We start from the raw sequence: 17286 nt of genomic DNA on the forward strand, positions 1-17286 counted from the left end.
ATTTAATTATTGTTTGATAAATCTTGCTTGATGTAAATCATTTCCATCTTTAATAATCAATTGATACACTCCTGCAGCCAGATTATTGGTGTTAATATTTACCTGTCCTCCATTATTATTAAAATCAATTTCAACTCTTCTACCAGTCAAATCAATTAAATATAAATTATGGGTTTTATTTTGAAAATCGTAATTAACAACCAATTCGTCTCTTACAGGATTTGGATATAGAGATAAATTATTTTTCATTATCTGATTTCCTAAAACTTCATCCTCTACTTCAATTACTTCTATTGTAATAATACCTTCATCAGTTAATAATCCATCCGATACTTCTACTATAATTACAATTGAATTATGAGTTTCAAAATTAATTAAGGATGAGTCTAAAACACTTAATACTCCATTTTCACTTAGACTAAAAGCACCCTCAATCTGGGCATTAACAATTACAAAAGATAAAGAATCATTATCTGAGTCATTGGCTACAAGTTCTCCAATTTCAAAGCCTATAACTGTATTCTCTTCAACTTCAAATGTTTGATTATTAATGGTCGGTCCAGTGTTTTCATTTACATCAAGAATTGTAATGACTATAACTGCTGAATCCGTAAACTCTCCGTCAGAAACATTCACTCCAATTTCAAAGGAAGTAATACTTTCATAATCAAATATAGATGAATCAGCCACTGTTAGCATACCCGATGTGCTTATAGCAACCGCCCCTTCTATATTTGAATAATTTAAGCTATAACTCAAACTATCGTTCTCCACATCATTTGCAATAATGCTCCCAATTTCAGTTCCTATTGGACTATTTTCATTGATTTCAAATTCTTGATCATTAATAGTTGGTGATGTATTCTCAACTACATCAAGTATGGTGATAGTTATGACGGCAGAATCAATAAACTCTCCATCTGAAACATTCACTCCAATTTCAAAGGAAGAAGTGCTTTCATAATCAAATATAGAAGAATCTGATACTGTCAGTATTCCTGTTGTACTCAATGCAACTGCACCTTCTATATTTGAATAATTTAAACTATAACTCAAATTATCGTTCTGCGGATCGTTTGCTACAATGCTCCCAATTTCAGTTCCTAGCGGGCTGTTTTCATTGATTTCAAATCCTTGACCAGTTATATTAGGAGCTGTATTTTCTAACACATCGTTGATTATGATGGTAACTTCAGCAGAATCCGTATACTCTCCATCGAATACGGTTACATAAAAGTCCAATAACATATTACTTTCATAATCGAAAAAGGCTGAATCAGCAATTGTAAGAATGCCTGAGGTGTTTAATGCTATTGCATCCCCATATTCTGATGAGGTCATACTAAAAATTAAACCATCTTGATTTGGATCAAAGGCTACTAATTGTCCGATGAGACTTCCATTAGGACTATTTTCATCTATTCTAAATGTTTGATCATTTATTACAGGGGCTTCATTTATGATAACTTCTTCAATGATGACACTTACTACTGCAGTATCCTGCAAATCACCATCACTAACCTCTATGCTTAAATCGATTACATTATGGAGATCAAAATCTACCAATGTAGAATCATCAACACTTAAAATACCAGAGGTCGATAACCTAAAGGCACCAGCTGCAGAACTATTTAAAACTCTATAGCTTAAAGAATCTTCATTAATATCACTTGCCTGAATTTGACCTACAATCTCATTTGAAAAAGGGTTTTCCGCTATTCTGAATATTTGGTCAGCAATAATAGGTGCTTCATTGATCACTTCCTCTATTACATTTAGTGATACTGGCAAATCAATCTGTGGTTGAGTAGGATCATTATGATTTACCGTTATTTGAGCATTATAATTACCAATTTCCAAATGATTAGCATTATAGTTAACCGCTATTTCCATTTGTTGACCTGCAGGAACAGTTCCTTCAGATGGCTCCATAGTTAACCAACTCGCTTTGGTATCAATTAAATCTAAATAAGCTTCCATTACATTTGTCATGACGGTATTATCATAATATTTACCACTAGTTCCTGCAAACAATAAATGATGGAGATTATTGATATCCGTTAAATTATTTAATCTGTGAAAGTCATTATTAGTATCAGTACTAAATTCATGATTTACAAGACCATTATCTTCAACTATAATCAAATGATTTACAGAAGGATCATAAGCATTATATACTCTTTTAACAAAACCTACATAGTTTTTGCCATTTTTAGTCATTTCAATTACTGCTCCATCTACTGAACCGGAACCATCTGCTCCTAAGTTACCATTTATACTAAAACTATTTACTGCTGATACATCTGCTGAAAATATAAATAGCCCATCATACTTAGCAGTGAAATAATTATTGTTATCCAAATAAATACTACTGTCAATCAGGTTGTTTGAATAATATATATCGCCTCCAAAATCAGTACTTAAGCGGTTTCCTCCGTCATACATATCTCCACCTCCGTCAGAAATATTGGTCCCCGTAAACCCATTAGAAAATAAATAATTATCAGGTATTAAATTAGTTAAATTATTATGAGCAGTATCCAATCTTGTTAGCAGATCAGCAAGATTAATATCTTGAGAATAAAGGCTTTTCACTTTTGAATCTCTTGGCTGCTGGTAAATATCATGCTCGCTAAAAGCTTCTTCAGTCTTTTTCGTGTTTTGGTTCACCTCTTCTCCCCTAAATACTTCTGAATTTATAGCAGCAGAAGTAGTACTCACACTGAATTGAGATAATTCAAAATTTAAATCTGATCCTCCTGTCGTATTATCTATATTGATAGTCTGTGTACTTACATTATTTTGCTCTAATGTTTCAGAGAGACTATCCTCTAGTATATTAATCACTGGAGGCAAACTAGCGGTAGAAAATAATTCAATGGAAGTAGGACTATTCACTACATCATTACTAGTGAAAATTAATTGGTTGAGATTATTACCTTCTGTAGTCGGTAAATATTCAATTGTTAGTGAAATGCTTTCATTTGGACTTAATTCAAATGAAGAAACATCCACGGAAAAATCATTATTATCGAAGCTAACATCAGATACGGTAAGTAAATCTGTTCCTACGTTTTCAACTAAAATTGATTTTGAATTTGATTGCCCTACAAAGATTGGATCAAATACTAAGCTATCCGAATGGGCAAACAAAGTAGGTTCACCAGTTACTTCTAAATTTACGGGTACTTTTACGACTTCATTTTCTGGATCATTATTGGATATTATAACTTCTGTAAGGTAATTACCACCATTTAATTCAGAAGCATCTATTGTTAATTCCACAATCTCAGATTCTCCAGCATTTACTTGACCGTTTATTTTATTTGCACTTAGCCATTGAGCTCCTAAATCTGTTTCAAATAATCCAAAGCCAAGGCCATTTTCTCCTTGTACAAAATAAATTCCATTCTTAGCACCTTTATTACTAAAAATCATACCACCATCGCTGATAATAAATAATGGAATTGAACTTACATTCCATTGCGCGCTATCAATATTGTATTCGTACCAATTGTTTCCACCATAACTTCCATAGGTATAATATTTACCATTATAAGGATCCATTGCGGATGCTAATACTGCTCCTCCCGGAATATTAGCTAATAACTCCCATGCATTATTTAAAATATTGTATCGTGCAAAATTAGTACTACCATCTCCCGTATGACTATATAAATAACCATCGTAATATTCAAGTCCACCCCAAGAGGTAAAATAGACACCTGGTGATGCCATTTCCACAAAATCAGATGCATTTGGATCAAATCTGTATAAGGAAGAGTTATTAACTAAATATAAATAATCACCATCAGAAGCTATATTACCTGTTGATAGTGGTGAGGTGATTGTACTCCAGCTATCGGTTGAAATATCATAAACTGCGAGTTGAGAATTCTGTGTAAAAGAATGGTAAATTTTCCCGTTTAACTCAACTGCTCCTCCGTTATTTCCACTACTTACTGGACTTGAAGTAAGACTCGACCATACTTCATTTTCAATAGAATATTGGTAAAAATTATTTCCATTATTTTCAAAAGCATAAATAATAGTTCGATCTGAATTGATAGATACTGCGGTTAAAGCAACAGGTGAATTATTTAACGCAGTAAACTCACCAGCTACCAACGGCATATTATCTACCACTCTATTAGAAGTCGTTTCATTGTTATTATTTACGCCTTCATTTAAATTTTGATTGAAGTCTACATAATTATTAGGTTGTGCATTAATATTAATGACATCGATTTGCCAATTTAAAATGCTACCTCCTAAACTATTATCAATCACTAAATTTTCTATTGTGCTATCTCCACTATTCAATGCTATACTTAGACTATCCGGATCAACATTAATTTGAGGTGGTATTAACCCTTCACCTAAAAGTTTTACTATACTAGTGAGGCTGCTTGAATCATTACTTGAAATTTCCAAATCAATATTATTTACCCCTTCCACTGTAGGTGAATAGGTAATACCTAATTCAATTGATTGACCAGGAGCCAAATTAAAATTAGTACTATCTATGGCATAATCAGAACTACTGCTATTAATTGAATTAATCTCTAACAGATCGGATCCTGAATTATTTATTATCAATGATTTCTTAATTGATTGTCCCAAAAAGATATTTCCAAAAGATAAGGTGTCTTTACTGATACTTATTTCAGGAATACCTGTTACATCCATTGTAATTGGAATCTTTTTAGTAGTCGTAACAGGATCATTACTGTTTATAGTTATTTCAGCATTATAAATCCCTCCTAATAGTCCTGTTGAATTAAAGTTTAGAGCGATATCTTTAGAGCTACCCATTGGTATAGTATCATTTAAAACATCAACTTTAAGCCAATCAAATCCTGATGTTTCTAAAGAATAGCTTAAAATTTGGCCTAATATTGGAGAAGAATTAAAACCTCCATAACTATATAAAAATTCCACAGTCATACCAGTAGCGATTACCTTACCCGAACCAAATTGATATTCTACAAGTGTAGCTACATCGCTGATTTCTGTTCTAATAATTTCATCTGCATTGCCAGGAAGATTAATTAAATAATTATGATTAGCTGAACTCCCCTCTAAAAGCTGAGGTAAGCTTGTAACAATTGGATGTAGACTGTCTATTACAATATTGAAATTTTCACTATTGCCATTAATGGCACCAACCCCTCCTACAAGTTGTACGTCCTCTCCCTGAGTTGCAACTTGATACTGAATTACTCCACCGTTATTAACAAATCCTTCTAACTTAGCAACTTGAGTTGTTAAGTCATCATAATACTGCGTAGTTTGGTCACCAGTCGTAATGATAAGATCAATATTACTTAAATCATAATTGCCCAAATCTGATGATAATATTCCGATGGCTGTTATATTAGTTTGCGAATAAATGAAGTCAACCATATCAACTCCCCACGCCAATTTATTTTGAATCACTAAAATGTTTTTTTCTACGGAAGCAACATTTTTATTATGTTTAATTGGAATACTTTCTCTATTATCATGTGAATTAGCATAATCATAACTCGAGAAATTCATGCCGTTTATTTCACTAATCCCATAAATTTTATCCAACCCAACATACAAACTACTACCTCCTGCTGTATTGTCTATTGTTATGTATTGAACAGTGCTATCATTAGTCATTAAATTTACCTCAACACTATCGGGTGAAACTGACATAACTGGTGGTTCAACACCATATCCCATTAAATTTACAGTCAAAATAGGCGTTATAGAATCATTTGAAAAAATCTTTAGTGTATCCTTTAATGCTCCAATAGTTTTGGGTAAAAAACTGACTTCTAATTCGTAATCTGAACCTGCTGCTAATGCCAAAGAAGTGGAATCAATTTTAAAATTCTCAGAATTTAAAGTGATATCAGAAATTAGTAGAGTATCCGTTCCAATACTTCTGATTTGCACCGTCTTCTTCAAAGTGTCAGTTATAAATAAAGAATCATAATTTAATTCCATGGTACTTAGTTCTATACCTGGAGCACCGGTTACATCAATTTCAGTAGGGATATTTAATGTAGGATTATAGGGGTCGTTGCTTATAAAAACAAGACTGTCTTTATAATTCCCTGAAGGTAAATTCTTAGAATTGAAAATCACATTTAATTCTATACTACTCCCTGGATTAACCACGGCAGACTGTAATGAAACACTTTGCCACTTGGGCTTGCCTGCATAAACAATTACATCATCGAAAAACCATCCCGGATAATTTTGTGCTTGTCCATCTTTTGTGTCGAAATAGAAACGTAATTTTACAGTTTCTCCTTGGTAGTTACTTAAATCATATTTTGAAGTTATCCACCCATTTGAGTTACCATTTGGAGCCGAATTAGCACTAGCTGTTCCTCTTAATGGCTGCCAATTAGCACCATTGTCAGTCGTTATATCAACCATACAATAATCCCAACCACCTTCTGTCTGGTAACTTTCTCTAAAAGTTAGAAAAATTGAATCTTGGCTAATAGAATTTAAGGTAATTTCAGGTGAAACAACGGCTGAATTAATTCTATTTCCTGTATCATAGTCAGTTCCACCTGCTATTGCACAATTCCAACTATTAACCGGGCTGCTAGAATTTACATCTGTTAAATGCCATAAATCATCTCCTGAATAAACTTCAATTGTCCAATCAGACACATCTCCTTCAAAATCATTTTCATAAATTATATCTCCATCAATTGAGTCAGATAAATTGAATAAACCAGATCTATTCGAAACATAACTCTTGGTTTGAAAAGATTGATGTTGAGTACTTTCAAAATTTATTTTAGAAATATTAAGGGACTCGTAATTTGCATTTCCTACCTCAAAACTCAGTGGGTAGTTTCCATCGTTAAAAACGGTCAATGTTTGAGTGATGCTGTCACCTGATAACATATCAGCATATAAACTATCGGGTTCAATTCTGATGATTGGCACATCTGTAGTAGAAGCAGTTAATACATTTGAAATACTAGAAGTTTCTCCATAAAAATCTTTACTCTTTATTGCTATAAAATAAGTCGTAAGAGGATTTAAGTCAGTAAGCGTAAAATTTTGAGATTCACCATAGGGTAATGGATATGGTAAATTTGTGATTGAATCTGCTGAATCAAAATTAGCACTATCTATAATGGAAGTTGAATATCTTACATCATACTCACTGGCTACACCTACTGTATCACTACCACCTGGAGCCGTCCAGTTAATAGTAATTTTGGTGGGTTCAGCGTCAATAAAGCTTAAATCATCTATTGCTGAAGGAGGAATTCCATCATTACTTTGTAGAGCAGTAAAAGCATTTAGTCTTCCACTACCTAATTGATCCATAAAACCAGAGTTTAAATCATTAATATTGTCTGTTGTGTTTGTAAGAATATTCCATAGTCCATCATTAGTTAAATCTGGATATTGTGAAACAATTAATGCCGCCACTCCAGACACGTGAGGACAAGCCATGCTAGTGCCTGAAATTGAAGAATAGTTATTATTTGGAAATGTACTCAAAACATTAGACCCGGGAGCCGCAATATCTACCCAATCTCCATAATTCGAAAATGATGATTTTATGTCATTATGATCAGTTGATGAAACAGATAATACAGGTGGATAAAAACCTGGGTAATAATCAGCTGAACTATTTGAATTTCCTGAAGCAAAGATTACAATACCTCCATCTAGTGGGCCAACCACATTACCGTATTCATCACGTCCGGCATTTGCAATGAAATAATCAATTGCGTCCAATACTGATTGTTCAAAAACACCAGGTGAAGTATAACCCCAACTATTTTGTGCAATTACGGCTCCATTATCCGCTGCATAAATAAAAGCTTCATCAAAACCATTGGTTCCATAATCTCCAAAAACAGCACATGACATCATTCTGATCCCATCACCATTACCCGATCCACCAGCAACACCACTAACGCCAATTCCATTATTATTAACCGCCCCTACTGTACCAGCCACATGCGTACCATGATCTGAGGCATTTATAGTACCACTATTGTCACCAAAATTATATCCATATTTATCGTCTATATATCCATTACCATCATCATCTACTCCATCCACACCATAGATTTCCGCATCATTTTGCCACATATTAGGTTGTAAATCTTGGTGATCTACATCTACACCACCATCAATAATTGCAACAACTACAGATGAATCTCCTGACTCAATAGCCCATGCATTTTTCAAATTAATATCAGCTCCAGCTGTACCTCCTGTTTGGCCTGTATTTTCATAATGCCATTGCTGATCTAATAAAGGATCATTCGAATCAATTAAATAGGATTCTGGATTTTGAATAATCTCATAATCCTCTGCATGATCATAATTATCCACATAAACTTTTTCATAAAAAGGTTCTGCAGTACTTATGAAGTTACAATCTTGATAACTTTGTACACAGAATTCTTCACTTGATTCAATTGCATTCCTGTCTACCACTATTTCATACCACCTATGTAGCCCGGCTTCACGATGACGATTTTCAAATTGAGGAGATGACTTAAAAAGTCTTTCCATCCGAATAACTTTAAACCTTTCATTTAATGAATCCAATTCTGGAATTCCATATTCAATATAGCCATTGGAGGATTTACTTTGTTTTAGGGTTTCAAAGGTTTGGGTAAAATTTCGCTCAAGCTTTACTTTAAATTTAAGGCTTTGAGCATGAATTTGGTTACTGAAACAAAAAATTAAAAAACTTAAATAAATAAATGTTTTAATAAACAATTGAACGGAGGAAGCTATTTTGGTCAATAGTGAAAAAAGTTAAGTTACTAAAATGATTTATATTTAATATATGCAAAACGCAATAATATGGATATTTTCGGTAAAAAATAATTTTTTTCTATTTTTTTAGACAAACGGCCCAATAAGGTACATGAATATATTGTATACAATTTAGAATTTTTCTTTTATTTAAAAATTATGCAATCCTTTTCTTTCCAAAATATTAAACAACAAAAACATTTACAAATGTTAATAAAGTTGTAATTAAACGTTAGATCTTTTTGTAAAATATATAAATAAATACATATAATTATGATTTTTCCATTAAACAAACTGTGTAAATAAGTTTTAAAATAAAATTTATTTGCAATCGAAACCGCAAACGTTTTCGGAATTATAGTTTGATTATCTTTTCTTTTATAGTTTTTTATTACTTTAATTAGATTTTTAACCAAATATTATATTTTATGAAACGATTAATTGCAAAACCCTTTATTGGATTATTTCTTATGGTAATAATTATATCTTGTTCGGATGGTAATAAGATAGAAGAACAGCGAATACACTCGACCAAAAAAGCAACAGATCCCTTTTCGGGTGGAACCAGCGAAAATGATAATTCAAACCAAAGAAATCCAGGTCCTGGAGGCGGAATAATAATGCAGGCATTCTATTGGGATGTACCGGCTGGTGGTACATGGTATCAAACTATTGAAAATAAAATTCCGGAATGGGATGCGGCAGGCATTAGTGCTATTTGGCTCCCCCCTGTTTCAAAAGCTATGAATGGTGGATACTCCATGGGATATGATCCATTTGATTACTTTGATTTCGGAGATTATGATCAACAAGGTTCCATTGAAACTCGCTTTGGCTCACGATCAGAATTGGAAAGTTTGATCAGCACGGCTCACCTTTATGATATTGAGGTCTATGCAGATATTGTATTAAATCATAATAGCGGTGGAGACTTGGAAAACAATTCATTTACTGGAACTGAAACCTATACTGATTTTAATCCAGCTTCAGGTAAATTCTACAGATCTGCTAGTGATTTTCATCCAAATAATATTGTAGAGAATGATGAAGGCGTATTCGGAGGTTTCCCTGATTTAAGTCATTCTGTACCTTATGTTCAGGATTGGCTTTGGAACCGTAGTGATGGTGTAGGTAAATACTATAGAGATGAATTAGGTTTCGATGGCTGGAGATTTGATTATGTTAAAGGTTTTGGCGGCTGGGTAGTCCGTGAATGGATGTACAATGTTGGAGGTTTTGCAGTAGGTGAATATTGGGATGGAAATGCTCAGCTTTTACAGGATTGGGTAAACAGCACCAATAGAACTGCTTCAGCTTTTGATTTTGCATGCTATTACAGAATGGATGAGGCTTTTGATGGCAATGACCTTACTAAACTACAAGGTGATATGCTTTGGAAAAGAGATGCTGCTAAGGCTGTAACTTTCGTGACTAATCATGACACAGATGAAATATGGGATAAAATGCATGCATATGCCTATATCTTCACTCATGAAGGATATCCTACCCTATTCTATCAAGATTATGAAGAATGGTTAGATCAAGATAAATTAGATAATTTGATGTGGATTCATAGAAATTTAGCCACTGGTGGAACCGATATTCTTTATGCAGATAACGATGAATATGTAGCCCGAAGAAATGGTAACCCAGGAATAGTGGTTTACTTAAATGATTCTAATCAATGGTTGGAAAGATGGGTACCTACTAATTGGGGGAGTTCTATAATTAAAGATTATACAGGTAATTCTAATTGGGAACCTACCACTCAAAATGATCAGTGGGTAAAAATCCAGTGTCCACCAAATAGCTATACTGTATGGTCCTTAAAATAATTTTTTTTACCGTTCAAAAGTCATCTGCTATATAGTGGGTGGCTTTTTTATATTAATTGGAATTTAATCTCCCCTTTCAAAGTCTAAAAGAGAATTCAGTATATATAAATCAAGTAATGCTTTAGGACGGGCGAAGAATTCTCTAATAGTAACTCTTGTGGATGAATAAACAGGAACTTCCGCTGCGGGATATGCTATGGCATCCATTTCATAATATTGACTAATATATAATGCTCTGAAGGCGTGGAATTCCTGAGTAATAATAGCTACATCATGATGATTAAAAACTTCTTTACATCGATAGACGCTTTCTATGGTACTTAAACCAGCAGTATCAATAGAAATAGCACTTTCTGGAACACCTTTTTTCATCAATGATTTTTTCATATCACTGGGCTCATTGTAATAACGAGTTCTATTATCACCGCTCAACAATAAGCCTTTTACCTTTCCTTTATGAAAAAGTTGAGCTGCTGCGTCCATTCTGTTATCGAAAAAACTGTTGGCTTCCCCTTTCATATTTCTTTTACTAGTACCCAAAACCAAAGCTATTTTTTTTTCAGGAATAGAATCAATATCCTCATAGATGTATTTACTGGTTTTAGAAATAATAAATACATTAGAAAATATAGCAAATACAATAGCAGATATTAATAGAAATAAGCCAAGACGAATGAAGAATTTAATCATTATGTTTTTTCTGATTCAAATGCCTTAACGAAAAACTTTTCATAATCGTCAGGTCTTGCCATACATTTTTTATACCACTGCAAACGGTAATTTGCTTTGGTTAGATCATCAAATTGCCAATTTTCTACGAATGACCTTATTTTGCTGACTAAACTGTAGAATGTGATGCCCGCTGCAACGGATACATTATAGCTTTCTGTAAAACCATGCATAGGTAAACGAACAAATTCATCTGCCAAAGCTTTTGTTTCTTCGCTAATGCCATCTCGTTCATTCCCCATTACAATAGCAATTGGCTGATCTAAAGACAATTCTTCAGGTGCACATGCTTCATTATTAGGACTAGTGACCACTACTTTATAGCCTTTTGATTTTAAATCATGAAGGACATCAGCGGTGGGGGTTTTACTTTCAGGATATTGATGAACATCTACCCATTTGATAGCTCCCCTACTCACACCCCTACCTAGTTTAAATACATTTTCATTTTCTATGATGTGGTAATGCTGAATACCCAGACATTCTCCCGATCGAATAATAGCATTGGCATTATGAGGATCACGAATATCTTCCAGAACCACTCTGATATAATCTGTTCGATTTTCTAAAACAGATTCAATAAACTGCTTTCTTTCATTGGATAGAAATTCACCAAACTTTTGAGTTAAAAAATGATTTAATTGGGCTTCCATTTTCCTTTAGAATAAGCCTAGCTGTTCTTTATCATCATCAACATCAAATTCGACTGAATCTCCTGTCCTGTATTCTTTTTCTTCTTTCTTACTTTCTAATAATTTCACCTTAGTGACATCATATTGAGAAAGTTTATTTCCAATCGCTTTCCATCCTTTAACATCTATCAGCATATCAAAATCATATGTAGCAGATTCCTTTTCCCTACCTTTTCCTTTGCGGAATTCTACCTCTAATTGTGGGTCTTTATCAGTACTCACAACTGTTAAGGTCGATTTCTTATGCTCTGAAATAAATACAAAAGGCTTATTCATGGTTCGAGTTTCAATTTGGAAACGCTTTACAAAATAGTTTTTTGAGGCCCCATCAAAGTAAACACTCGAAATAACTTTATTAGGATCGAATTTCTCAATTAACTCTACCTTTTCACCATCAAATCTATTGGTAAGTTCATAATTGCTTAATTCATAGGAACCATCTTTATAAATGACTAAAACATTATCGTCTCCATGGAATGAACCTATTAATTGCCCTCTTTCATCTGTATTCAATTTGCCTACAGATTGATCGTAATAAATTTTTAATCCACCAAAGCTACTCTCTCCAAGTAACTTAAACTCGATTTTCTTTACAGGGTATTTGGTTAATATATTTCCTCCGGCTCCTCTGCCTTTAATTTCCAATTCCGCAAAATCAAAATCAAACACTTTAACTCTAGCTCGGCAAGAATTAGATAATTTCACATTGATTACTTCAGATTCGCCATTAGGTCTAGCTTCCAGATATAATACTTTGGAGCCTTTTGCTCCTTTGGAAAGGTCATAATCTCTATCGCGAGTTACGGATAAGACCTGGAATCTTTTCACCATAGTTCGACCCGTTTTTCCATCCAAATAAGCTGTATTATAAACCCTTCGCTCATCATTCTTACGGAAAATATCTACATGGATTATATCTTTTCCTACGAATACCTTCTCGTCAATTCGAACAACTTTATAAGTTCCATCACGCTTAAAGGCAATCACATCATCCAAATCTGAGCAATCGGTCACATACTCATCTTTCTTCATTCCATAACCAATGAAGCCTTCTGCCCTGTTGACATAGAGCTTTTGGTTGTTTGCTGCAACAGTATGAGCTTGAATATTATCAAAACTCTTAATTTCCGTTTTACGCTCTCTTCCTTTACCGTATTTCTCTAATAAACCTTTATAATAATCAATAGCATATTCTGTCAGATTCTTCAAGTGATGCTCTACCTGAGCCAATTCATCCTCCAACTTGCGCATCAATTCATCAGCCTTGAACTTATCAAACTTGGAAATTCTCTTAATCTTAATTTCCGTTAAGCGGATAATGTCATCCTGTGTGATTTCTCTGTAAAACTGTGGTTTAAATGGCTCTAAACCTTTATCTATTGTTTCTAAAACAGCTTCCCAGGTTTCACATTCTTCAATGTTTCGGTAAATTCTGTTCTCTATGAATATTTTTTCTAAAGAAGAGAATAGGATTTTTTCCATCAACTCCCCTCTTCTGATTTCCAATTCACGCTCTAAAAGTTGAAGCGTATCCTCAACATTTTTATTTAGAATCTCATCAACTGGTAAGAAGATAGGCTTATCCTCAATAATCACGCAAGCATTGGGAGAAATAGATACTTCACAGTCTGTAAAGGCATATAATGCATCAATGGTGATATCAGGTGATTGACCAGACGCCAATTGCACTTCAATTTCAACATCTTTGGCGGTATTATCCACCACTTTTTTCACTTTGATTTTACCCTTATCATTCGCTTTGATGATAGATTCAATCAAGCCTGTGGTTGTGGTACCAAATGGAATATTTTTGATTAAAAGGGTACGCTTTTCGCCTTCTTCAATTTTAGCTCTAACCCTGATTTTTCCACCTCTTAAACCTTTATTGTAGTCAGTGAAATCTGCCATTCCCCCTGTCGGGAAATCAGGATAGATCTCAATTTTTTTATTCTTTAATACATCTATACATGCTTTAATTAACTCGCAGAAGTTGTGAGGAAGTATTTTGGTAGAAAGACCTACGGCAATACCTTCAACTCCTTGTGCTAATAGCAATGGAAATTTTACAGGTAAAGTAACAGGCTCTTTTTTACGACCATCATAAGATAATTGCCATTCTGTAGTTTGAGGATTGAAAACTACATCTAAAGCAAATTTGGAAAGTCTTGCTTCAATATAACGCGGAGCAGCTGAGCTGTCACCTGTTCTGATATCTCCCCAGTTTCCCTGAGTTTCAATTAGAATGTCTTTTTGCCCCATGTTCACCATAGCATCCCCAATGGAAGCATCACCATGAGGGTGATATTGCATAGTTTGCCCAATGATGTTAGCCACTTTATTAAAACGCCCATCATCCATTTCCTTCATGGCATGCATGATACGTCTCTGAACAGGCTTAAAACCATCTTCATTGGCAGGTACTGCTCGCTCAAGGATTACATAAGAAGCATAATCCAAAAACCAGTTTTCGTACATACCCGATACGGCAATTACATTATGTAATTTATCCTTACCCTCTCCGTTTTGGTTGTTGTTTGGTTCGTTATTTTCGTTATTTTCTTCCATTTAAATTAATCAAAGACGATATTCTTATATTTTTTCCTTAGAATACAATATCACTTAGATACTGCAATATTTATTCAATTAAATCAAACCTCAGCCAATTCCTCTTCCAGATCTTTCTCTACCCTCAATTTATCAATAATAAACTGCTGTCTTTCCATGGTATTCGTTCCCATATAGAAAGTCAAGAGGTCTTTTATCTTCGTTTGATTGCTTAAGATAATTGGGTCTAACTTGATGTTTTCATTGATAAACTCGCCAAATTCCTCTGGTGAAATCTCCCCTAATCCTTTGAATCGGGTAATTTCTGCTGCTTTTCCAATTTTTTGTATCGCTCTCCTTCTTTCTTCATCTGAATAGCAATAAATGGTTTCCTTTTTATTTCTTACCCTAAATAAAGGAGTATCCAAAATATATAAATGTCCATCACGCACTAAATCAGGGAAAAATTGAAGGAAGAATGTCATTAAAAGCAAACGAATATGCATTCCATCCACATCGGCATCAGTAGCGATAATCACTTTTCTGTAGCGGAGTCCTTCTAAACCTTCTTCTATATTTAATGCATGTTGTAAAAGATTGAATTCCTCATTTTCATATACCAGCTTCTTGGTTTTACCATAGCAGTTTAATGGCTTACCTCTTAAACTAAATACGGCTTGTGTTTGCACATCACGTGATTTGGTGATAGAACCTGAGGCAGAATCTCCCTCCGTGATGAAAATCATAGTGTCATCCTTTCTATCGTGTTTAGGATCATCATAATGCACTCGGCAATCTCTTAATTTCTTATTATGCAGATTAGCCTTTTTTGCTCTTTCATTAGCTAATTTTTTAATACCCGCCATGTCTTTACGTTCCCGCTCAGACTGCATAATCCTTTTTTGAATGGCTTCAGCCGTTTTAGGATTTCTATGCAGAAAATCATCCAATGCTTTCTTCACGAAATCATTGATGAAAGTTCGCATGGTCGGTCCATCAGGCGCCACATTCTGAGAACCTAATTTTGTTTTCGTTTGAGATTCAAAAACTGGTTCCTGTACACGAACCGCAATGGCAGCTACTATGGCCTGTCTGATGTCTGAAGGGTCATAGTTTTTGCCGTAAAAATCACGAATAGTTTTTACTATAGCTTCCTTGAAGGCTACCAAGTGTGTTCCTCCCTGCGTAGTATTTTGTCCGTTTACGAAAGAATAGTATTCCTCACCATATTGATTAGCGTGTGTCATCGCCATTTCAATATCCTCACCTTTAAGATGAATTATTGGATAGCGATTAGTTTCTTCATCTGATTTTCTATCTAATAAATCTTTTAATCCATTGGCGGAATGAAATTTTTCTCCATTAAAATTAATCGTCAATCCAGAATTAAGGAAAGCATAATTCCACATCTGCTCTTCCAAAAAACCCGGAATGAAATGGTAATTTTTAAAAACAGTCTCATCTGGTTCGAAAGCTATCAAAGTCCCATTTCTGCCACTTGAAGAAGTCACAGCAGAATCATTTGAAATAATACCTCTTTGGAATTCAGCAACTTTAGTTTGTCCTTCACGATAAGCCTGAACTTTAAAATAATTAGAAAGAGCATTGACCGCTTTAGTACCAACACCATTTAGCCCCACGGATTTTTGAAAAGCTCCTGTATCGTATTTACCTCCTGTATTGATTTTGGATACACAATCCACCACTTTTCCAAGGGGAATTCCTCTTCCATAATCTCTTACCTCCACCCTTTGGTCGGTTATTTTTATTTCTATCGTTTTACCAAATCCCATCATGTGTTCATCGATGGAGTTATCAATCACTTCTTTTACCAGAACATATATCCCGTCATCAGGAGAAGAACCGTCTCCCAACTTACCGATATACATACCAGGACGCATACGAATATGCTCCCGCCAATCCAGTGATTTTATACTGTCCTCGTCATATTGAAATTCTGCCATCGCTTTTATCGGATTGAAAGTTTATGCTTACTCAAATTTTAAAATTACAAAGCTTTTTCTAATTGTAAAGCTTTTTGGATTTCACTCTACCTTAAATTAGGCATAAAAAGCCATTAGAACAGATAAAGTCTTACATCAAGCAAACCCAAGAAAATATTTGAATATGAGTTAATTAAAGCTAGAAAAAACAAGCCTTAATTATTAAGAAAAATATTTTAAAAATTTATTTATTTCTTCTCAAGATGAAAGGTAACCATAGTAACCAGAAAAATATAATCAATAAGCTAAGGATTATTAATGGTAAATAACCGCTCTGAGTCATACCTTCTTCATTATTGACAAAAATAAATACTGTTAGCAAACTAGCAAAAAATAAATTGAATGTTCCGGCCAAACTTCTAGCCCATGTAGCTAGCGTATTCCTTGCTTTTTCATTCTTAAAATAAAATTTGGGACCATAAGGCTGGCTTTTTATAACTACAGCAAGCGCAACGCAGATAAGTACAATTATAATAGGAATGATTAACCCGGTATAAAATAAAGTGTTATTACTAAATTGTATTTGATTATCTAAAACATTGATTTTCACAATAGATAACTCAGCGAAATATGCATAAGTGTAAAATAAAACAGCTAAATAAGCTATACTAGTACCTATCAAAAAAGCTCTTGAAATCCTGTCCATAATTTTTATTTGCTCGCAAAATTAATTTTATTCACGAGTATTTCAGCATT

General features: G+C 33.9%; 7 protein-coding genes. 1 reads left to right on the top strand and 6 read right to left on the bottom strand.

Features of this window, described 5'->3' with window-relative positions:
• Positions 1–6 precede the first annotated feature (6 nt).
• Positions 7–8775, bottom strand: coding sequence for a S8 family serine peptidase (locus tag Q0L29_RS05970; RefSeq protein ID WP_367275754.1), 8769 nt, complete (start codon positions 8773–8775; stop codon positions 7–9).
• Between the two features lie 440 nt (positions 8776–9215).
• On the opposite strand from Q0L29_RS05970, the gene Q0L29_RS05975 reads away from it, so the two are divergent.
• Entirely contained in the window at positions 9216–10622 is a 1407-nt protein-coding gene (locus Q0L29_RS05975) for an alpha-amylase (RefSeq protein ID WP_296619923.1), read from the top strand.
• A 63-nt stretch (positions 10623–10685) separates the two neighbouring features.
• On the opposite strand, the gene Q0L29_RS05980 is transcribed toward Q0L29_RS05975, so the two are convergent.
• The 5 genes from Q0L29_RS05980 to Q0L29_RS06000 all read right to left on the bottom strand — a co-directional run bounded on the left by Q0L29_RS05980 (position 10686) and on the right by Q0L29_RS06000 (position 17236).
• On the bottom strand, positions 10686–11312 hold the full coding sequence (locus Q0L29_RS05980; protein ID WP_296619925.1) for an ElyC/SanA/YdcF family protein: 627 nt from the start codon (positions 11310–11312) through the stop codon (positions 10686–10688).
• On the bottom strand, positions 11312–12004 hold the full coding sequence (locus Q0L29_RS05985) for an RNA methyltransferase (RefSeq protein WP_296619927.1): 693 nt from the start codon (positions 12002–12004) through the stop codon (positions 11312–11314). The genes Q0L29_RS05980 and Q0L29_RS05985 overlap by 1 nt, the downstream gene beginning before the upstream one ends.
• A gap of 6 nt (positions 12005–12010) precedes the next feature.
• Positions 12011–14608, bottom strand: a complete 2598-nt coding sequence (locus Q0L29_RS05990) for a DNA gyrase/topoisomerase IV subunit A (protein WP_296619929.1) — start codon at positions 14606–14608, stop codon at positions 12011–12013.
• A gap of 83 nt (positions 14609–14691) precedes the next feature.
• Positions 14692–16551 (bottom strand): DNA topoisomerase IV subunit B, encoded by a 1860-nt coding sequence (locus tag Q0L29_RS05995; RefSeq protein ID WP_296619930.1) that lies wholly within the window; start codon positions 16549–16551, stop codon positions 14692–14694.
• A gap of 223 nt (positions 16552–16774) precedes the next feature.
• Positions 16775–17236, bottom strand: coding sequence for a hypothetical protein (locus tag Q0L29_RS06000; RefSeq protein ID WP_296619931.1), 462 nt, complete (start codon positions 17234–17236; stop codon positions 16775–16777).
• Positions 17237–17286: the final 50 nt, after the last annotated feature.

Source organism: Marivirga sp., assembly GCF_024636815.1.
Classification (GTDB): Bacteria; Bacteroidota; Bacteroidia; order Cytophagales; family Cyclobacteriaceae; genus Marivirga.